This window comes from Saccharothrix sp. 6-C (assembly GCF_016695385.1).
Lineage (GTDB): Bacteria > Actinomycetota > Actinomycetes > Mycobacteriales > Pseudonocardiaceae > Actinosynnema > Actinosynnema texasense.
In genome coordinates this window covers 4605175-4625843 of record NZ_CP064192.1, presented here as the reverse complement: position 1 = coordinate 4625843, position 20669 = coordinate 4605175, and the positions used below count along the sequence as shown (strand labels likewise).

The window sequence follows — 20669 nt, the reverse complement described above, 5'->3', positions numbered from 1 at the left end:
TGTAAAGGTGGCCGGTGACGTGAGTCACGAACACCCGGATGCTTGGAGCACGCCCACGTCGCAGTTCGTCCGCGGCTGTCCAGAGCACCGGATCGGAGGTGAGGAGGAGACCCCGCGTCCCAGGCCCGTTCCCGCTCTAGCGCCGCCGACCCCCCCTGCCCGTGCGCACCAGACCGGAGCTGCAAACGATGACCGCTTCCCTGCCCAGGCTCGCCGCCACCGCCCTCGCCACCCTGCTCACCGCCGGACTCGCCGCGCCGCCGCCCCTCGCGGCGGCCGCCGCGGCGCCCGACCTGCCGACCGCCGTGGCCGGCAACCCGTTCACCGACGGCTGGTACGCCGACCCGGACGTCGCGATCCACGGCGACCGGTACTGGGTGTACCCGACCACCTCGAAGTCCTACGCCGAGCAGACCTACCTCGACGCGTTCTCCTCGACCGACCTCGTGCACTGGACCAAGCACCCCAACGTGCTCACCGCGGCGAACGTGTCGTGGGCGAAGCAGGCGATGTGGGCGCCGGCCCCGATCACCCGCAACGGCAAGCACTACCTGTACTTCGCCGCCAACGACATCCAGAACGACTCGCAGCTCGGCGGCATCGGCGTGGCCGTCGCCGACCGGCCCGAGGGCCCCTACCGCGACGCCATCGGCCGCCCGCTCATCTCGCGGTTCCACAACGGCGCGCAGCCGATCGACCAGGACGTCTTCATCGACGACGACGGTCAGGCGTACATGTACTACGGCGGCCACAGCCACGCCAACGTGGTCAGGCTGAACGCCGACATGACGAGCATCGGCACGTTCCCGGACGGCAGCACCTACAAGGAGATCACCCCGTCGGGCTACGTCGAGGGCCCGCAGATGTTCAAGCGCGCCGGCAAGTACTACCTGATGTGGTCCGAGGGCGGCTGGACCGGTCCGGACTACTCGGTGTCCTACGCGATCTCCGACTCGCCGACCGGGCCGTTCACCAAGCTGGACAAGGTGCTGGCGCAGGACCCGGCGGTGGCGCGCGGCTCGGGGCACAACTCCGTGATCAACGTGCCCGGCACCGACATCTGGTACATCGTCTACCACCGCCGTCCGCTGAGCGAGACCGACGGCAACCACCGCCAGCTCGCCTACGACCGCATGCACTTCAACGCCGACGGCACGATCCGCCGCGTCGCCATGCGCGTCCGCGACGACTTCTCCGACGACAACGCGCTGGGCTGGCGGACCTACGGCGGCGCCTGGACGGCCACCGGCGGGCAGTACCGCGCGGGTTCCTCGGCCGGCGGCAAGGCGTTGCTGGACACCAACTTCGGCGACTTCACCCAGGACACCGACGTCACGATCACCGCGGGCGGCGGTGACGCCGGCCTGGTCTTCCGCGCCACCAGGCCGGCCGTCGGCGCCGACAGCTACGCCGGCTACTACGCGGGCATCAGCACCGCCGGCCGGGTGGTGCTGGGCCGGGCGGACAACTCGTGGGCGCAACTGGGCTCCGCGCCGCTGACCGTCACCCCCGGCTCCACGCACCGGATGCGGGTCACCGCCGTGGGCACGTCGATCAAGGTGTTCGTGGACGACCTGGCCACCCCGAAGATCAGCGTCACCGACACCGCCCACAGCAGCGGCGCCAACGGCGTGCGGGTGTTCAACGCCGCCGCGACGTTCGACGACGTGGCCGTCGACCCGGCCACCGCCGGCGGCGTCAACCTGGCGCAGGGGCGGCCGGCCACCGGCTCGGCGTCCTGCTCGTCGACCGAAGGCCCCGAGAAGGCGGTCAACGGGACCGTGAACGGCGGCAACTCGGACAAGTTCTGCTCGTCCGCCGCCGGCCCGTGGCTGCGCGTCGACCTCGGCGCGACGAGGTCCGTGAGCCGGTTCGAGGTCGCCCACGCCCAGGCGGGCGGCGAGCAGGCCGCGTTCAACACCAGGGCGTTCAGCCTGTCGGTGTCCGACGACGGCGTGACCTGGCGGCGCGTCGTCCAGGTCGCCGACAACACCGCGGCCACCACGGTGCACCCGGTCTCCGGCGTGTCCGGCCGCTACGCCCGCCTGGACGTGAGCACCCCCACCAACGGCGCCGACGCCGCCGCGCGCGTCTACGAGCTCCGGGTGTTCGGCTGATCCCGGACGACACGACCTCGCGCGGCGGACCGCGACGCGGGCTCGCCCCACGGGTCCGACCAGGCCGCTCGTGAGAGCCGGTCCGAGGTCGTCCGCGGCTTCGGACCGGCCCAGCAGACTTCCCCGCCCTCCCGAAGGAGCCCGATGCACCGACTCGTCGCCCCCGTGGCGGCCGTGCTGGCCGTGCTCGGCGGCCTCGCCGCCACCGCGCCCGCCTCGGCCGCCGTCGTGCCGAAGACGCCGCCGCTGTCCACGCCGTGGACCGGCCAGGTGTCCACCACCAACCCCCTGCCCGAGTACCCGCGCCCGCAGATGACCCGACCCGACTGGCAGTCGCTCAACGGCGAGTGGCAGTTCCTCAACCCGGCCACCGACGGCGCGGGCAACGTCAACCGGTACGCGGCGCCCCCGCTCGGCCAGACCCTGCCCGAGCGCGTCCTGGTGCCCTACCCGGTCGAGTCGGCGCTCTCGGGCATCATGCGCAACGACAACCGCGACCTGATGTTCTACCGCCGCACGTTCACCGTCCCGCAGAACTGGAGCGGCCGGCGGGTGCAGCTGCACTTCGGCGCGGTCGACTACGAGGCCACGGTCTGGGTCAACGGCGTCCAGGTCACCACGCACAAGGGCGGCTACGACCGGTTCGAGGTCGACGTGACGGCGCAGCTCAACGGCGGCACGAACGAGATCGTCGTGCGCGTCTACGACCCGACCGACGGTCGCGGCGAGAAGCAGCCCGTCGGCAAGCAGACCAACAACCCCAGCGGCATCTTCTACACGCCGTCCTCCGGCATCTGGCAGACCGTCTGGCTGGAGCCGACACCGGTCTCGTCGGTGTTCTCCGTCGACGTCCACCCGAACCTGGCGAACAACACCGCCCGGGTCCGCGTCTTCACCCGCGGCGACGTCACCGGGCACACCGTGCTGGCCGAGGCGATGGCCGGGTCGGGCGTCGTGGGCAGCGCCACCGGCGGTTTCACCGAGTTCTCGGTGCCGGTGCCCAACGCCCGGCGGTGGTCGCCCGACGACCCCTACCTGTACGACCTGCGCGTCTCGCTGCGCAACGGCGCGGGCACGACCGTCGACCAGGTCGTGGGCTACTTCGGGATGCGCGAGGTCGGCAAGAAGGTGGTCGACGGCGTCCTGCGGCCGACCCTCAACGGCGAGTTCGTGTTCCAGGTCGGCACGCTCGACCAGGGCTTCTGGCCCGACGGGCTGTACACCGCGCCCACCGACGCCGCCCTGGCCTCCGACCTGCAGAAGCACAAGGACCTGGGCTTCAACATGGTCCGCAAGCACATCAAGGTCGAACCGGCCCGCTGGTACTACCACGCGGACCGGCTGGGCCTGCTGGTGTGGCAGGACATCCCGTCCACGCAGGCGTTCGACGCCAACCGCACCCCGGCGCAGGTCGCCCAGTTCGAGACCGAGGCCCGGGAGATCGTCGACGAGCACCGGTTCTCGCCGGCCGTGACCACCTACGTGCCGTTCAACGAGGGCTGGGGCGAGTGGAGCCTCGCCGAGACCCAACGCGTCACCACCAGCCTGAAGAACTACGACCCGACCCGGCTGGTGAACGCGCACAGCGGCTACAACTGCTGCGCCTCCAAGGGCGACCCGGGCACCGGCGACATGATCGACTGGCACGTCTACACCGGACCGGACGCGCCGCGACCGTCGGCGACCCGCGTGTCGGTGCTCGGCGAGTTCGGCGGGATCGGGCTGCGCAACCCCGGCCACGAGCACAGCCCGAACGGCCAGTACTTCGCCTACGAGCAGGTGACGAGCAACGCCCAGCTCGACGACCGCTACACCGGCATGGTGCGCGACGTGCAGCAGCTGATGGCCACCAAGGGCGTCTCGGCGTACGTCTACACGGAGATCACCGACGTGGAGGGCGAGTACAACGGCCTGCTCACCTACGACCGGCGAGTGCAGAAGGTGGACACCGACCAGGTCCGCGCCGCGCACACCGGGCTGATCAACGCCTCGCGCAACCTCAACTCCCCGGTCGCCCTCACCCTCGGGCACGTCCGGTCGTTCCGGGTGACCACGCCCGGCTACACCGACCGCTACCTGCGGCACTCGAACTCCGTCGCGCGCACGGACGTGATCAGCGCGGCGAGCGCGGACGGCGCGCGGCAGGACGGCTCGTTCCGGACCGTGGCCGGGCTCGCCGACGCGCGCTGCCACTCGTTCGAGTCGGTCACCCTGCCGGGCCGCTACCTGCGGCACGCCGACAGCCGCGTGCGGCTGGACGCGAACACCGGCGGCACGTTCGCCGCGGACGCCACGTGGTGCGCGCGGCCCGGCCTGGCGGCGGGCGGCACGTCGTTCGAGTCGCTGAGCTTCCCGGGGTCCTACCTGCGCCACTACGCCGAGAACGCGTACCTGGCCCGCAGCGGAGGTCCGAACGCCTGGGACACCGCGACCGGCTTCGCCGCCGACGCCACCTGGAACGCGGCCGACCCGGCGCTGTGGCGCAGTTCCGTGCTGCTGGCCACGAACGTGCGCCAGTCGCTGCGGGTCACGACGTGGGGCCACACCGGGAAGTACCTGCGGCACGCCGACAGCCTGGCCTACACCGAGGTCGTGACCGGCGGCAGCAGCGCGCTGCTCAAGGCCGACGCCACCTACACCGTCCGGCGCGGCCTGGCCGACTCGTCCTGCTACTCGTTCGAGTCGGTCAACTTCCCGGGCCAGTTCCTGCGGCACGCCGACAGCCGGGTGCGCAACTCGCCGGCCGACGGCTCGGCGCTCTTCACCGCCGACGCCACGTTCTGCGCCCGGCCGGGCGTGGGCGGCACCGGCGTGACGTTCGAGTCGATCAACAAGCCGGGGTGGTTCCTGCGGCACCACGAGTCGCAGGTCCACATCGCGGCAGGGGACGACGCGGGTTTCAACCGACCGCAGACCCTCACCGCCGACAGCAGTTGGGCGGTGGCCGCCCCCTGGTCGCCGTGAGCCGGGGTCCGGCCGTGGTGGCGTCACCACGGCCGGACCGCACCACGGCCGGTCCGCCCGACGGGGGACACGCGTCGTAGGCTCGCGGGTCGACGGGCGCGAACGGGGGATGGGATGGGACCGACGCTCCACCTCGTGGTCGGGCTGCCGGCCACCGGGAAGACCACCGCCGCCCGGCGCATCGAGGTCGAGCGCGACGCGCTGCGCCTGACCAAGGACGAGTGGGTGAAGGCCCTCTACGGGCCCGACAACCCGCCGGCGGCCTCCGACGTGATCGAAGGACGGCTCATCGGGATCGGGCTGCGCGCCCTGGAGCTCGGCGGCAACGTGGTGATCGACTTCGGGCTGTGGGGCCGCGACGAGCGGTCCGCCCTGCGGCAGGCGGCGGCGGACCGCGGCGCGCGCGTGGAGATGCACTACTTCGAGGTGTCCCCGGTCGAACAGCGCAGGCGGCTCGACCGCCGCCAGGCCGACGAGCCGGGCACCACGTGGCCCATGTCCGATCAGGAACTGGCCGAGTGGGCCGGCGTCATCCAGGTCCCGACGCGGGCCGAACTCGACGGCAGCGAACCGATCGACGACCCACCGGCCGGCTTCGCCTCCTGGGACGAGTGGCGCGACCACCGCTGGCCGCCGTCGCTCACCTGACGACCGCTCACGGCAGCGGCGGACGTCTCCGACGCGTGCGCCGAGACAGCTCGGTCGTGCGAAATCGGATGTGCCCGGCTCACGTGGTCGATATGATCCGCACGCCTCATGGAGTAGATCAGTGGTAGATCGCCCCGCTCCGGACGGGGAGGGCGCGGGTTCGATCCCCGCCTCCATGTCTGCTCAACCGTGGAGACCGCCGTGCCAGACCAGTTCCCCGCCGCTTCGTCCGGATACGCGACCGGTCAGCTGGCGCGGGCGCTGGCCGCGGCGGTCTCCGCGGGCACCGAAGCCGACCGCGAACGGGCGCTGCGCAAGCTGCGGCGCTGGGAGGACGTCCTCCGCGGGATGGCCGACGGCACGCTCACGGTCGGCTCCCGCACCCCGGTCGCCGACACCCCGGCGTGGGTGACGCTCGAAGTCGCGCACGGCGGCTTCGCGACCGGGCGGTACCTGGCGGAGGTGCCGCTGTCGGAGGAGGAGTCGGCCCGCGTCGCCTCCTTGCCGGACGACGTGCCCGGCCGGAACGAGCGGGAACGTCTCAACCTCTGGTACCTCGGCGACGACGGCCAGGCCGAGCTGCTGGCCGCGCTCCGCGGCGGGCACTACCGGGTCGACGTGCCGGAGGACGCGGCGCTGCCCGTCCTGGTGTTGTTGCTGGACAAGGGCTTCCCCGAGCAGGCCCTCGACCTGGCCGCCGAACTGCGCCCGCTGATGCACCGGCTGCGGCTGGCGCCGCGCCTCACCCAGGTCGCCCGGCCGTCGGGCTCCGCCGTCCGCCTCACCTCGGTGCGGGCCGCCGCCGCGTCACTGCGTTCCGCGCGGGTGCCGGCGCAGATCGCCACGATGCGTGACGCGGTGACGGTGTGGAACCCGCTGTACGACCGGCTGGTCGCGTTGTGGTGCCGGACCGTCGACGGCGAGCCGCCGCACCTCGACGAGAGCGGGGCGGTGCGCGGCGGGTGGCCGTGCCGGACCTGGCCCGCCGACTGGGCGACCGCCAGGGCCACGTGGCTCGCGGACTTCGCCGAAGCTGCCCGCGCCCACGCCCCGACGGGCCGGCAGTCCCACCCGAAGAACAACTTCGCGAGGCTGCGCCGCGCCCTGGAGTCCTGTCCGGACGGCAGCGACGCGCTCACCGCGCGGGAGGTCGGCTGGATCCGCCGCGCCATCGCGAACACGGTGAGCCGCCGGGGCGCGCCGGGAACGGGGCAGCGCGACGCGTGGCGCACCGCTCAGGCGGCAGCGGTCGCGGCGCCGACCAACGCCGCCCTCGCCGGCGTGCTCGCGGGCAGGCTGGACCGCTACCCGGCCGACGGCGGCCTGCCGTCGCTCGACGTCGCCACGGCCGCGGTGCCCGAAGCCGAGACGACCGCCGAGATCCCCCTCGGCACGGCCATGCCGGGTCACCTGGTGCACAAGGCCGCGCGGTCGCTCGAGGCGCCGGTGGACGAGCTGGTGCGCCTCGGCGTGATCACGTCGGGCGAAACGCTGGCGGCAGTGCTGCCGCAGCTCACCTCGCGGCTGCTGAGCGCGGCGATCGACGACCCGGTCGTGGCGGGGCTGCACGAGCAGTGCTACACGGCGTTCCGGCGTCGCCGCGGCCTGCTGCTGCTCGACCTCGAACACCAGGTGCGGTTCACCGAGCTGCCCTGGGTGGACGCGCTCGCCCCCTGCCGGTCACCCGAGCCGGACGACGCCGCGGCCGCGCGCCGCGCCTTGCGGCAGACCACGATGCTGGCGCTCACCGCCTTTCCGCACGCACTGCTGCCGAACCCGCTGGTGACCGAGCTGAGGGCGCTGGCGAAGCAGGCGGGCTTGGCGCTGCCGCTCGTGGAGGAAGTCGCCGCGGACATCTTCATGGGCACGTTCACCACCAAGTGGCGTGACGCCGCGGCGGTGGCGAGCCGTCTGCTGGCCGGCACGCTCTACGCCGACTACTACGACCTGCCGGCGGACTGGTCCACGCCGCAGCGCACCGTCCTGCGCTGGGGCAAGCGGACCACCGCGGACTTCACGGCGCTGTGCCGGGAACGCGCGGGCACCTCCGGCGGCACCACGGTGAAGAACGGCATGCTGCTGGAGCAGAGCCAGATCCTGACCACGCACAACCTCGCCGTGCTGGTCGACGGCCTGACCCTGACCGACGAACTGCGCGACCGCGCGCCGCGGCTCGCCCGGCAGGCGTTCGACTGGATCGTCCGCAGGCAGGCCCAGCGCACGGACGACCGGCACGCGGCGCTGATCCAGGTGAAGAACGCGGCGTACGCCTGGCGGCAGGCCCTGTTCCTGCTCAGCTTCTGCGAGCCCGCCGTGCGGTCCGCCCACGCGGAAAGGCTGGCGGACGAGACACGCGGCACCGTGCTGGAGCCGGCGGTCGAAGGTCTGCTGCACGTGCTCCGCGGCGGCCGTTTCACCGCAACCGGAACGGTGCGCGGCGGCGCGGGCGTGCGGTTCCTCGGCTGGTCCGAAGGCGCGAACCCGTTCTTGGTCCGCCGAGAATGAGACGTCCGTCCTGTTGTGCGACACGGGCTTTCATGGCCGGTGCGGGTTGAGTGACCCATTGTCGACACCGTGACCTGCGGTGGGCGGTCCTCGGCGGTGGGCCGAGCGGCTTCCCCTGTTGCGCGAACGGGAATTTCGTGGCTTTCGCGACTGGTCGATAACGTCGAATTCATGGAATGGAGCTTCCGGACAGCCGAAGAACTCGTCGCCGCGATGCGCGCCGGTGCCGTGACAGCGGTGGAACTGACCGACGAGGCGATCGCCCGTGTCGAGCGCGACGACATAGTGGTCAACGCGATCTGCGTGCGGGACTTCGACCGCGCCCGGGCCGCCGCGCGCCGCGCCGACCAGGCACGGGCGCGTGGTGAGGACCGGCCGCTGCTCGGCGTTCCGGTGACGGTCAAGGAGTCGTACAACGTCGCCGGGCTGCCCACGACCTGGGGCATGCCGCCGCACCGCGACTACGTGCCGGCCGAGGACGCGGTACAGGTGTCGCGCCTCAGAACCGCGGGGGCGGTGGTGCTCGGCAAGACCAACGTGCCGTTGGGACTGCAGGACATCCAGAGCTTCAACGAGATCTACGGCACCACCACCAACCCGTGGGATCGCGGTCGCACGGCAGGCGGCTCCTCCGGCGGGTCGGCGGCGGCCCTGGCGTCCGGGTTCGGCGCGCTGTCCATCGGCTCCGACCTCGCCGGCTCGCTGCGCACCCCCGCGCACTTCTGCGGCGTCTACGCGCACAAGCCGACGCTCGGACTGGCGGCCGGCCGCGGCATGGTCCCGCCGTCCGAACCGGCGTTGCCGACCGACTTCGACCTCGCCGTCGTCGGTCCCATGGCGCGTGCCGCCCGCGACCTCACGCTCCTGCTCGACGTCATGGCCGGGCCGGACCCGCTGACGCTCGGCAAGGCGCACCGCTTGGCGCTGCCGCCCGCCCGCCACGAGCGGCTCGGCGACTTCCGCGTCCTGGTCATCGAGGACCATCCGCTCATCCCGACCGGGGCCGCCGTGCGGGCGGGCGTGAACCGGGTGGCCGACGTGCTCGTGGCCGGCGGCGCGCGCGTCGAACGGCACAGCCCGCTGCTGCCCGACCTGGCCGAAGCGGCGACGCTCTACACGCGGTTGCTGATCTCCGGTTCCGTCGCCCGCTTCCCCGTCGGGTCGGACGAGCAGCTGCGGACCCGCGCCGCCGGGCTCAGCGCGGACGACCGGAGCCTCGACGCCGTGCGGCTGCGCGCCATGGTGTCCAGCCACCGCGACTGGATGGAGGCGGCCCAACGCCGCGAGGTCCACCGCCACGGCTGGCGGCAGCTGTTCGCCGAGTTCGACGCGGTGGTGTGCCCGGTCACGCCGACGCCCGCGTTCCCGCACGACCACCACCCCGATCCGCTGGAACGGCGCATCGACATCGACGGCGTCGAGCACCCGTACTTCGACCAGCTCGTCTGGGCCGGCCTGGCCACCATGCCCGGCCTGCCCGCCACCGCCGTGCCCGCCGGCCGATCATCCGAGGGCCTGCCGGTCGGGGTGCAGCTCATCGGTCCGGCGTTCGAGGACCGCACCCCGCTGCGCCTGGCCGAACTGCTCGAACAGGAGACCGGCGGCTTCCAACCGCCGAAGTAGGGCGGATCGGCGAGGTGCTTGAGAACTGGCCCGGTAACGGCGCGCCTGCAGTGTGCGATGTCGTGCGGTCTACCGGTCTCCCACGGCCAGGTGATCCGGACTCCACCGGTTTCGCAGCTTCGAGCGGAGGCCGAAGTCGACTCGCGCTGATCCCGTGACCAGCACTGTCCGTCACCGGCGCGGGCGTGCCGGGGTGCGTCCACCCGAAGCAATGATCGCGGCTTGGCGGTGGCCGGCTCTAGCCTTCACCGCGGCATGGGGGCGTCGCCCCCGGTCTCCTGGTGCCGCTTCCGCGGCGGCCCCTTGGGAGGCGCCAGGCCACCTGCGCCCTGACATCGCCGGGAACGGATCTCGGCGATGAGATCGGCGACGGTCAGGAGGGAACGCGCCGGCTGAAGAGCAGGTACTCGCCGGTGATCGGGTGCAGCGCCAGCACCAGGGCCGTCGCCGCCGTGGTGGCGACCGCGACGGGAACCGCGACGAACACGACGGCCGCGCTCGGCGGTTCCCCGACATCAGGTGCCATGACCGTCAGGGCGTGGAGCAGGTAGCCCGCGCAGACCAAGAGTTGCAGTGCGGCACCGGTGACCAGCGCGCCCCGCCCGCCACCGACCGCGAGCCGCACCCCGCCCGCGATCGACAGCACCGCCGCCACGACCTGGGTGACGACCACCGACCACGCGAGCACGGCGAACCAGCCCGTGCCGACCGGCTCGGACAGCACCACACCGGCGAGCACGCCGCCGATGAGCGTCCCGACCCCGACGAGCACGCTCAGCAACGCGGCACAGGTCGCCGTTCCCGGCCGCCGCCCCGCCTCGTCCAACAACACGTCCAACCCCGCCATAGCGCTCCTCCGTCTTGACCGCCCACCCTCCGTATCGTCAAGCTCCCACCGACCGTTGCCTCGTCGGCGGAAAGCGACCTTCCCGGAGCGCCCGAACCCACCACACCGTCAGGATCGGCTACCTGCGTGCCCGCGGGGAATGTCGTAACGACATACAGCTGCCATTGCCTCATCGCCCCCGACCACCCCCCCAGACAGGATCATCTGCTCGAATGTCGGCGCGGCACGACTGACGGGCAGCCGTCCGGTCGAGGTCAGGCGGTCGGCATCCGTGCGACGCGTCTGGCGATCTCGGCATCCAGTGGGTTCATGTGCTCGCCGACCGGGTCCGACGGCGGCCACCACAGGAAGTCGAGGACCTCGTCGTTGACCAGCAGGCGGGGAGCGGCCCGGAGTCGGGCACGGTAGACGGCGAGGAGTTCGCGGCGGTCCGGGGCGACGAGGTCGAACTCGGCCACGGCGACGGCGTCCAACCTCACCCCGCGGATGCCGGTCTCCTCCCGCAACTCCCGGACCGCGGTCCGATGCGTCGTCTCGTCGCGCTCACGCCCACCACCCGGCAATTCCCACTGCGCACGCCAGGCGTCGAACACCATGAGCACGGTACCCGCGTACTCGACCACCACCAGAGCGGCCGGGACGACATCCCGACCTCCCAGACGCCGCAACTCCGCCTCGGAGGAACCGCGGAACGCCGTCAACGCGTTGCCCGCGCCGTCGCGGATCGGGAATGGCCGCACGGTCACCATGCAACCGCGTCGGCGAGCGAGCCGTACCGAAGACCACCCGACTGGAGCCCTCGCCGGCAGAAGCGGACGCTCGTCGGGAGTGGCCCCTCGGGAGACCCGGACCGCTCAGTCGCCGGGGTCGATCCACACACCGCTCTGCCGCGAAGAGGTGCCTGAGCTGAACGCGGCGATCGCGGGTTCGATGGGCTCCCGGACGAAGCTCGGATCCGGTTCGTGGACCGCGGCGCGCATCAACGGCTCGAACCATTGCTCATCAACGAGATCAGGTTCTGCCCCTGCGGGGCATTCAGGTGCAGCGGCCGAACTCGTCCAGGCGGATCACGCGTCCGCCGGTGGGCGAGGTGCGGGCGGTCAGGCAGATCCGTTCACGGATCGCCTCACGATCGCCCGAACTTCGCCCGCCGCTCCATGGCGGGCCCAACGCGGCGACCCACGGACCAGCCTGGATGGCCGGCCTGAAGGATCGACTACCGGGGTCAACACTCCCTGAGCCCTCTGGAAAGGAGCTACTACCAGTGGAAACGTGTACAGTCGCCAGGGGTGACCGGGGTACTAGGCGATGTGGTGGACGCCGACCCAGTCGGTGTAGCGCCAGCGGGCCACCTGGTAGTAGTCCTGGCCGGCTGTCCTGCGGATGACGTTGTCGTAGATCTGGAGCTCGCCGGAACCGGTCACCCCCATGAGGTCGGCGTAACCATCGCCGGTCACGTCGCTGACGGAGGTGTCGTCGACCTGGTCCCAACCGGACTTGACCGACCAGGTCGGGTTGACGAAGGGGAATCCGTTGTTGCCGGGTAGCAGGATGCCGTTGCCGAAGACGGTCAGCGTGCCGTCGTCCCGGATGCTGACCAGGTCGCCGTAGCCGTCACCCGTGACGTCGCCGATGGCGATGTCACGCACGTCGTCGCCCCAGCCACGGGGGTAGGTGATGCCGACATCGCGGAACGGCCACGCATTGCCTCCGATCTCCTTGGTGTTCAAGAAGATCCGCAAGCTCTCATCGGTCATCGTCGCGACCAGGTCGGCCCAGCCGTCGTGGTTGACGTCGCCGGCGGCGATGTGGGTGGCTCCGGCCCAGTTCGGGTACTCCCGGTACACCGTGGTGAAAGGCGCCCCGTCGGCGTTGACGAGCGATCCGTTGCCGTAGACCTGGAGCTTCCCGGAAGCGGTCAACACGAGGAAGTCCCCGTATCCGTCCCCGGTGACGTCGGCGACGGTCATGGACTTGGCGTCCCGGCCCCAGTTCGTGTTGTCGGTCTGCCACATCCGTCCCTGGAACGGCATGCCGTGGTGCTCCGGCAGCAACAGACCGTTGCCGAACACGACGAGTCGACCGTCGGCGTCGACCGCGGTCAGGTCCGCGTATCCGTCACCGGTCACATCGCCTTCGGTGCGGTCCACCGGCCGGGGTTCCGCAACGTCGATGTTGCGGTACCGCAATGGTGTGAAGGTGTTCGCGTAGGAGGAGGACCAGGTGGTCTCCTGGGCGAATTTGCCGTAGTCGGGTTCCTCGCGGACGACCGGCTTGGTCTGGGCGGTGTCGGCCCACCGGACGAACAGGGCGATGTGCTGGACGCTGCTGTCCCGCCGCCACAGGGCGTCTCCGGGCTTCAGCTCGGATCGGGCGATGGGGCTGGTGACCTGGGTGATGGTGGCGGTGCTGTAGTCGCCTCCGCCGGGCAACTTCGGCAAGTGCCACGCCATCGACACGTAGCCGGAGCAGTCCTGCCGGTAGCGCACACCCTGCGGGTCCGGGTAGCTCGACGTCTGGCTGTAGGGGACGTGCTGGTCGATCCAGTACTGCGCTCGCGACAGCACCTCGTCCCGGGTGATCACCCCTCCCGTGCCGCTCGAGTTCGACTGGACGTCATGCGCGGGAACGGCCGATGCGGCGCCGCCCGCTCCCGCACCGGTCACGACCGTCAGTGCCAGGGATGCGATCAGAAGGGCCCACCTCCTTCGCGCCCCCGCTTTCCGGCCGATGGAATTCGTAGGCGATGAAAAATGTTTCACCACAGACCTTTCCGTGAGGTAGAGGTAGGCATCCCACGTGGGCGATGCCCGAAGATCGGAAGTCCGGCGCCCGGACTGCGTAGCCGCCAACCGGGGCGAGCAGGTCCGGCGAGCCGAGCTGGACCTGGGCGTGACGGCCTCCGGGCGGTTCAGTCGCCGGGCCCGTCCGGTGGCTGCGCCGCTGCGGCGGCGGGGGTGGTCGAAGTGAGCGTCGCCCACCCGAGGGTGACGAGCAGGGGCTGGAGGCGGTTCACGATCTCTCCTCGATGAGTGCGATTCGCTGTGTGGTGCCCGCGGGGAGGAAGGCGCTGGGTCCTCCTCCGCCGGTGCGGCGGGTTGACCGCGACGGGCGTCAGCATCGGGGGCCGATCGTGTGAACCGCTGGCAATGTTCCTTCGCTGCCCTGTTCAGGGCGCTATTCCTACGCCGGGAACGGCGGAAGGAGGTGGTAGTCCGCGTGCTGTGCCTATTGGGTGAGGTGGCCGTCCACGTCGATGGGCGGCCGGTGGAGCTGGGGCACGCCAAACAGCGATGCCTGTTGGCAGTGCTGGCGGTCGAGGTCGACCGGGTCGTGCCGGTGGGGCGGCTGATCGAGCAGGTTTGGGGCGTCGACCTGCCGCTGCGGACGCGGTCGACGCTGCACGGCTACATATCCCGGCTGCGCCGGGCGTTGGCGCAGGTGGAGGGTGTGGCCATCGAGCGCCGCTCGGGTGGCTACACCCTGACCGCCGATCCGACCCGGCCGTTGGTGGACCTGCGCCGATTCCGCGAACTGTGCGCCCTCGCCCGCGCGCAGACCGACGACGCGCAGGCGGCACGACTGTTGACCGAGGCGCTGGGGTTGTGGCGCGGGCAGGCGCTGACAGGCGTGTACGGCAAGTGGGCCGAGGTCGAACGCGAGCGGCTGGACCGGGAGCGGTTGGCCGCGCAGCACGAGTTGACCGACCTCCGGCTGCGCCGAGGCGAAGGCCCCGCGCTGGTGGTCGAACTGACCACGCGGGCCGCCGAACACCCTTTGGACGAGCGGGTCGCCGGCCAGTACCTGTCCGCCCTGCACCAGGCAGGACGCACCGCCGACGCCTTGGAGCACTACCGGGAGGTGCGGGAACGACTGGTCGAGGAATTGGGCACCGATCCCGGTGCCGCGTTGCGGGACCTGCACCGACGGATCCTGGCCGCCGACCCCGCCCTGGCCGCGGCCCAAGTGGGGACAGGCGCGGTCAGATCGCCGGTGGTGCCCCTCCAGCTACCGGCCGCGCCTGCGCGGTTCACCGGCCGGTTGACCCAACTGGCCGACCTGGACCGCGTCCTCACCACCGCACCCGATGACCCGTCAGCCCAGGACAGCTCGCCACGCCCGAGTGTGGCGGTGGCGATCTCCACCCTCAGCGGCGCCGGCGGAGTCGGGAAGACCTGGCTCGCGCTGACCTGGGCCCACCGCAACCGGCACCGCTTCCCCGACGGCCAACTGTTCGCGGACCTGCGCGGTTTCAGCCCCGGTGACCCCAAGCAAGCGGCCGACGTGCTGGCCGACTTCCTCGCCGCACTGGGCGTCGACCGCGACCACCATCCACGAGACCTCGACGCCCGCGCCGCTCTCTACCGCACCCACACCACCGGCAAGCACCTGCTGATCCTGCTGGACAACGCCGTCGACTCGAACCAGGTCACCCCTCTGTTACCCGGTGGGACCACCTGCACCGTCCTGGTGACCAGCCGCCACCGGCTGCCTGCCCTGCTCACCCGCCACGGCGCCCATCCCGTCCACGTCGACGTGCTGACCGACAGCGAGGCCCGCGCCCTGCTGGTGACCGCACTCGGTGACTCCCGCGTCAAGGCCGAAGCCGAGTGGGCGCTCAGCGAGCTGATCGCGCTGTGCGGCAGGCTTCCCCTGGCACTCAGCCTGATCGCCACCCGCATCCGCTCCGACCCCGGCCTCCTGGAGGACGTCGTCACCGACCTCGGTGAACACGGCTTGGGTGCCCTGGACTCCGACGACCCCGACGCCAGCCTGCCCACCGTCCTGTCCTGGTCCCTGCGCCGCCTCACCGAGCAGCAGCGCGTCGCGCTCGCCCTGCTCGGCATCGCCCCCGGGCCTGACACCGACCTGCCCGCCGCCACCAGCCTCATCGGACTACCCCGACGCGACACCCACGCCGTGCTGCGCGGGCTGGTCGACGCGTCGCTGATCACCCACGCACCCGGCGGTCGCTACTCGATGCACGACCTGGTCCGCGACCACGTCGCCGCCACCGCCCACCACACCCTCCCGGAACCGGTGCGGCAGGCCGCGCTGGAGCGGGTCGTCGACTTCTACCTGCACACCGCCCACACCGCCGACCGCCTCCTCAACCCCCACCGAGCGCCGGTCCGGCTCGACCCGCCCGCCTCCGGCAGCCGGCCCCACCCGTTGCCGAACCCCTCGGCCGCGCTGTCCTGGCTGGACACCCACCACCGCCACCTGCCGGCCGTGCAGCGCACCGCGGCGACTCGCGGCCTCCACTGGGCGGTGTGGCACCTGGCCTGGACCCTGACCACCTTCCACCTGCGACGCGGGCACCGCCACGACGAGCTGGCCGTGTGGCAGACCGCGGCCGAGGTCACCGACCACCTGCCCGACCCCGCCACCCGCATCCGCGCCCACCGGCACCTCGGCCGCGCCCACACCGCGCTGGGGCAGCACGAGGAGGGCCTGACCAACCTCCACCGAGCCCTCGAGCTGGCCGGGCACCACGACGACCCGGTCCAGTCGGCCTACACCCATCAGGCTCTCGCGTGGGCTTGGGGCCGGCGGAAGGACTACCGGCGGGCATCGGGGCACGCTCAGCACGCTCTGGACCTCTACCGCAGGCTCGACCAGCCAGGTCGGGCAGCCACCGCGCTCAACCTGATGGGCTGGTACGCCGCACAGCTGGGTGACCACGCCACCGCCCGTGACCGCTGCCAAGCCGCCCTCGACGTGCACCGGCAGCACCACAACGCCCACGGCGAGGCGTCCGCCCTGACCAGCCTGGGCTACATCGACCACTGCACGGGACGTCACGACCAAGCCGTCCAGCACTACCGGCACGCCCTCACCCTGCGCCGCTCGCTCGGCCACACCGCCGGAACCGCCGACACGCTGGACCACCTCGGACACCCCTACTCCGCGCTCGGTCAACCCACCCGAGCCCGCGCCGTCTGGCAAGAAGCCCTGGGCCTCTACCGACAACAAGGCCGCGACGACGACGCCGCCCGAGTGCAGCGGCAACTCGACGACCTCGGCGGTGCCACCACCAACCGGAAGAAGAACTCGACCGGACGGCGACCCGGCGGCAACGCGGCGGCCGGGACAGGTGGTGCCGGACTGGCGTAGCGGACCTGCCCGCTTACGGCACCCGACGACCCCGGGCGGCGCAACGCGACGGTCTTCCGCGGGTGGTGGGATCGCCTCGGCGGCGATCCCACCACGGCTCACCACTGGTGGGCGACGTCCACGACGATGCGGTCCGGCAGGGTGAACACCCGGAACGGCAGCTGGGCGCGGACACCCAACCCGAGGTCCGTGGTGCCCTCCCACGAACCGGCCCAGGCGACCTGCCGGAACGTGCGGTAGCCGGTCACGTCCACGACCTCGGCCGGGTCCGCGGGTGTGTAGGTCGGGTCGAAGTTCTCGTCGTAGGACGGCGAATACGCCATCACGAACAACTTCGCACCACCCCGCAGCGGGACCGGCTCACCCGACCCGACGTGGGTGACCTCGTCGGTGTAGCGCACGTAGTAGCCGCCACCGGCCAGGTGCGTGTCGATCACCAGCCGGTCGAAGCACTCGTGCTGCCCGGAACGGATGTCGGTCACGGTGCCCCCGGAACCGTTGACCGCGGTCTTCAGGCTCGATCCCCAGTCCACCGGCTCACAGGCGGCGGCGGTGGCGGTCGCCGGGACCACCGACAGCACCACCAGCGCGGCGGCGACCGCCAACGCGACTCTGCGCATGATCTTCCCCTCTTCCCCCCGGGCCTGTCGCCCGACGCGAATCGGGACGCGCGGCGAGGCACCTGGGTTGTCCGATCGCCGGTGCGGCCGGGCAATTCACCCGCACGGCAGCACTTCCGCAGTCATGCGCTGATCGGCGTGTGCGCACCCGCACCAGCCGGAAAACCGGGTGCCCGCGGCCGCGGCTGCCGGGAGGATGGTCCGGGCGTGTCGAGTGCGGCGGTTGTGTCGCCGTCGACGAGGGGAGAGCCGTGAAGGCCACCGGTGACTGGTTGATCCGGCGACTGCGCGAACGCCTCGTCCGGTTGTCGGGTGCCGCGCACCTTCCGGCGGACGCACCGTCGACGGTTCCCAGCCTCGAGCAGCTCCACCACGCTGTCGACGGTGTGACGGGCGGACGAGCCGGTGCTGTCGACGACCTCGCGTCGTTCCTGCTCGCGGTCGGCCGTCACGGTGACCTGGACCTGGTCGCGCGCACGGAACAGGCATTGGTCGGGGCGAAACCGCGGCTGTGGCTCGTGCTGGACGGTTCCGGTCGACGCGGCCGGTGGAACGTTTCCGCATGGGCTGATGGCGCGGCCCGCCGCGTTGCCGCCGATCACCCCGGACCGTTGGAACTGCTGCTCGCGGCCTGTCACCCGGACGGGTTCGTCCGGGAAGCGGCCGTGGCCGCGCTCTCCGAGCTCGATGACGTCATCGCGCTGCCCGCGCTGGCCCTCCGCGCGGCGGACTGGGTACCCGAAGTCCGCGACCGTGCCCGCCGGGCGTGCCGACGGCATCTCGACCACGCACCGACCGAGGCGGTCACCTTCCTGGCGCCGGTCGCCCTTGCCCTGCGTGCCCGGCAGGCGGGCGGCTGGCTGGCCGCCGCCTTGGAGGCCCTGCTCCGCGACGGCCCGCCCGCTGCCCTGACCGCCGCGCTGGCGGCCGAGGACTGGCGCACCCGACGAGTCGCGCACGCCATCGGGCTGGACACCGGTCGGCTCGGTATCGACCAGCTGGTGCGTGCGGCGACGACCGACACCGACCTGCCGATCCGGATCATGTGCGCGGAGGCTGCCATCCGCGCGGCGAGGGCGACCGGCGACCGTGACGTACCCCGTCGGCTGCTCACCAGTGGAACGGCCGCGGTCCGCGCCGAAGCAGTGCGCGCCCTGGCCGCTGCGGGCGAGGTCGCCCCCGCCGCCGAGGCACTGGCCGACCGCAGCGCACTCGTGCGCGCGACCGCACAAGCCGTCGTACGCGGCGCCGGCACGGACCCGGCCACGCGGTACCGGGTGCTGCTCGCCGAGCAACAGCCACCCGACCCCTCGGTCATCGCCGGTCTCGGCGAAACCGGCACCTCCTCCGACGCCGATCTGCTCCGGCTGTGGTTGGCCCACCCCTCGTCACGCGGTCGCGCCGAAGCGGTCCGCGCACTGCGGCGACGCGGTCACACGTCACCGCAACTGCTCCTTCCCCTGCTCGCCGACCCGGCGGGCTCGGTGACGCGGCAGGTCACCCTCTCCCTGCTCCACCAGTCGGACAGCCTCGACGAGCGCTCCCTGCGACCGCTGCTCGGTCGACCGCATCCGCCCCACGTCCAGGTGGCGGCCTACCGCCTTCTCCGCGCGCACGGCCCGTGGACGAGGATCAGCGTCGACCTGCACCTCGTCAACGACCCAGGGCACGCCATCGCCGCCGACGCCCGGACCGACCTCGCCGACTGGCTGAGACACGACGCCGCGACCGCGTACTCCGTCCCCCGAGGACCACGGGCGGACGAACTGTCCGCACTGCTGGCGGAGGCGGAACCCATCCTCGGATCCGAGCAAACGCGCCTTCTGCGATTCCACCTCGGACTGTCGACGTGACCGCCCCGGGCCGATCACCGGGTAACCGGTGCCCGTCCGTCGACAGAGGACGGACGTTTGTCGCAGTGCTCGGCAGGTCGCCGGGCCGGCCGTGGGTCGCCGTAGGATCCGGTCCGAGTGCTGGACAGGTCGACGGGGGGCGCGGTGGGCGGGATCAGGGTGTTGGTGGCGGGGGCGAGCATCGCGGGGCCGGCGTTGGCGCACTGGTTGCGTCGGCGGGGGGCCGAGGTGACCGTGGTGGAGCGGGCGCCCGAGCTGAGGCCCGGTGGGCAGGCGGTGGACGCGCGCGGGGTGGCCAAGGAGGTCATCGGGCGCATGGGGTTGGACGCGGCGGTGCGCGCGGCGTGCACCGACACCGCCGGGGCGCACACCGTGGACGCGGACGGGCGGGTGCTGGAGACCTTCAGCGTCGACGACTACGGTGGCGACGGGTTCATCGCGGACATCGAGATCCTGCGCGGGGACCTGTCCCGGGTGCTCTACGACGACACCCGTGACGGCGTCGAGTACGTCTTCGGCGACCGGATCGCCGGACTCGCCCAGGACGCGGACGGGGTCGACGTGGTCTTCGCGGGCGGCGGGCGGCGGCGCTTCGACCTGGTGGTCGGGGCCGACGGGCTGCACTCGTCGCTGCGGGCGATGGTCTTCGGGCCGCACGAGCGGTTCCTCCGCCACCTCGGGCACGTGCTGGCGTTCTACAGCGTGCCCAACGAGTTCGGGCTGGACCGCTGGCTGCTCGAGCACCAGGACCAGGCGTCCGGGCGCTCAGCCCTCCTGCGCCCCATCCAGGACGCCACCCGGGCGATGGCGATGTTTTACTTCGCCTCGGCCGACTTCGACGTCGACCACCGCGACGTCGAGGCCCAGAAAGCCTTGCTGCGTGAGCGGATGACGGGCCTGGGCTGGTTGACGGAGGACATCCTCGCCCACCTGGACGACACCCCGGACTTCTACCTCGACCAGGTCGCCCAGGTCGTGATGGACCGCTGGTCCAGCGGACGGGTGGGGCTGCTCGGGGACGCGGCGTTCAGCTCGTCGCCGATGTCCGGGCAGGGCACCGGGCTGGCCCTGGTCGGCGCCTACCTGCTGGCCGGTGAGCTGGCCGCCGCCGGGTGGGACCCCGCCGCCGGGTTCGCCCGCTACGAGGCGCGGATGCGGTCGTTCGTCGAGGCCAACCAGGAGATCGGCCGGCTGAACGCCCGCAGCCGCGACGTCCCCGGGCCGGACGCCGAACCGGGCCCCGATTTCACCGGCGAGTGGTTCACGGAGCTGGTCGGGCGCGCGATCGACGGCGTCGAGCTGCCCGACTACGCCGGGGTGCCGGACTCGGGAGTCCCGGCCAAGCCGTAGGCCACCGCGTCGAGCCGGCGGTCCG

General features: G+C 72.1%; 12 protein-coding genes and 1 tRNA gene. 9 read left to right on the top strand and 4 right to left on the bottom strand.

All coding sequences use genetic code 11. The annotated features are described in order from the left end of the window. Positions 1-188: 188 nt before the first annotated feature. The 6 genes from IOD16_RS19265 to IOD16_RS19240 all read left to right on the top strand — a co-directional run bounded on the left by IOD16_RS19265 (position 189) and on the right by IOD16_RS19240 (position 9857). A complete protein-coding gene (locus IOD16_RS19265) occupies positions 189-2117 on the top strand; it encodes a family 43 glycosylhydrolase (protein ID WP_201435521.1) in 1929 nt (642 codons plus the stop codon). Between the two features lie 144 nt (positions 2118-2261). Beyond that, positions 2262-5081, top strand: a complete 2820-nt coding sequence (locus IOD16_RS19260) for an AbfB domain-containing protein (protein WP_201435520.1) — start codon at positions 2262-2264, stop codon at positions 5079-5081. A 114-nt stretch (positions 5082-5195) separates the two neighbouring features. Next, positions 5196-5729 (top strand): AAA family ATPase, encoded by a 534-nt coding sequence (locus IOD16_RS19255; protein WP_201435519.1) that lies wholly within the window; start codon positions 5196-5198, stop codon positions 5727-5729. A 107-nt stretch (positions 5730-5836) separates the two neighbouring features. After that, a tRNA-Arg gene (locus IOD16_RS19250) sits at positions 5837-5908 on the top strand. A 22-nt stretch (positions 5909-5930) separates the two neighbouring features. Then, on the top strand, positions 5931-8234 hold the full coding sequence (locus IOD16_RS19245; RefSeq protein ID WP_201435518.1) for a hypothetical protein: 2304 nt from the start codon (positions 5931-5933) through the stop codon (positions 8232-8234). Between the two features lie 171 nt (positions 8235-8405). Beyond that, positions 8406-9857, top strand: a complete 1452-nt coding sequence (locus IOD16_RS19240) for an amidase (protein ID WP_201435517.1) — start codon at positions 8406-8408, stop codon at positions 9855-9857. 373 nt (positions 9858-10230) lie between these two features. On the opposite strand, the gene IOD16_RS19235 is transcribed toward IOD16_RS19240, so the two are convergent. The 3 genes from IOD16_RS19235 to IOD16_RS19225 form a co-directional block, all read right to left on the bottom strand. Beyond that, entirely contained in the window at positions 10231-10704 is a 474-nt protein-coding gene (locus tag IOD16_RS19235; protein ID WP_201435516.1) for a hypothetical protein, read from the bottom strand. 254 nt (positions 10705-10958) lie between these two features. Continuing rightward, positions 10959-11453: an NUDIX hydrolase gene (locus tag IOD16_RS19230; RefSeq protein ID WP_236594212.1), complete on the bottom strand. Its 495-nt coding sequence runs from the start codon at positions 11451-11453 to the stop codon at positions 10959-10961. A 552-nt stretch (positions 11454-12005) separates the two neighbouring features. Continuing rightward, positions 12006-13469 carry an FG-GAP repeat domain-containing protein gene (locus IOD16_RS19225; RefSeq protein ID WP_201435514.1) on the bottom strand — a complete coding sequence of 488 codons (1464 nt, stop codon included), beginning with the start codon at positions 13467-13469 and terminating at the stop codon, positions 12006-12008. Positions 13470-13911: 442 nt separating this feature from the next. Between IOD16_RS19225 and IOD16_RS19220 the strand changes: the two genes are divergently transcribed. After that, entirely contained in the window at positions 13912-16821 is a 2910-nt protein-coding gene (locus tag IOD16_RS19220; RefSeq protein WP_201435513.1) for an AfsR/SARP family transcriptional regulator, read from the top strand. Between the two features lie 98 nt (positions 16822-16919). On the opposite strand, the gene IOD16_RS19215 is transcribed toward IOD16_RS19220, so the two are convergent. After that, positions 16920-17441, bottom strand: a complete 522-nt coding sequence (locus IOD16_RS19215; protein WP_201435512.1) for an AMIN-like domain-containing (lipo)protein — start codon at positions 17439-17441, stop codon at positions 16920-16922. Positions 17442-17581: 140 nt separating this feature from the next. On the opposite strand from IOD16_RS19215, the gene IOD16_RS19210 reads away from it, so the two are divergent. Continuing rightward, entirely contained in the window at positions 17582-19294 is a 1713-nt protein-coding gene (locus IOD16_RS19210) for a hypothetical protein (protein ID WP_201435511.1), read from the top strand. A 144-nt stretch (positions 19295-19438) separates the two neighbouring features. Beyond that, positions 19439-20644 (top strand): FAD-dependent monooxygenase, encoded by a 1206-nt coding sequence (locus IOD16_RS19205; RefSeq protein ID WP_201441446.1) that lies wholly within the window; start codon positions 19439-19441, stop codon positions 20642-20644. The last annotated feature ends 25 nt before the right edge of the window (positions 20645-20669 follow it).

Bases quoted from the DNA above. Each gene is read 5' to 3' on its own strand.
- IOD16_RS19235 (WP_201435516.1), bottom strand. From the start codon at position 10,704: ATGGCGGGGTTGGACGTGTTGTTGGACGAGGCGGGGCGGCGGCCGGGA.
- IOD16_RS19255 (WP_201435519.1), top strand. From the start codon at position 5,196: ATGGGACCGACGCTCCACCTCGTGGTCGGGCTGCCGGCCACCGGGAAG.
- IOD16_RS19240 (WP_201435517.1), top strand. From the start codon at position 8,406: ATGGAATGGAGCTTCCGGACAGCCGAAGAACTCGTCGCCGCGATGCGC.
- IOD16_RS19230 (WP_236594212.1), bottom strand. From the start codon at position 11,453: ATGGTGACCGTGCGGCCATTCCCGATCCGCGACGGCGCGGGCAACGCG.
- IOD16_RS19260 (WP_201435520.1), top strand. From the start codon at position 2,262: ATGCACCGACTCGTCGCCCCCGTGGCGGCCGTGCTGGCCGTGCTCGGC.
- IOD16_RS19215 (WP_201435512.1), bottom strand. From the start codon at position 17,441: ATGCGCAGAGTCGCGTTGGCGGTCGCCGCCGCGCTGGTGGTGCTGTCG.
- IOD16_RS19265 (WP_201435521.1), top strand. From the start codon at position 189: ATGACCGCTTCCCTGCCCAGGCTCGCCGCCACCGCCCTCGCCACCCTG.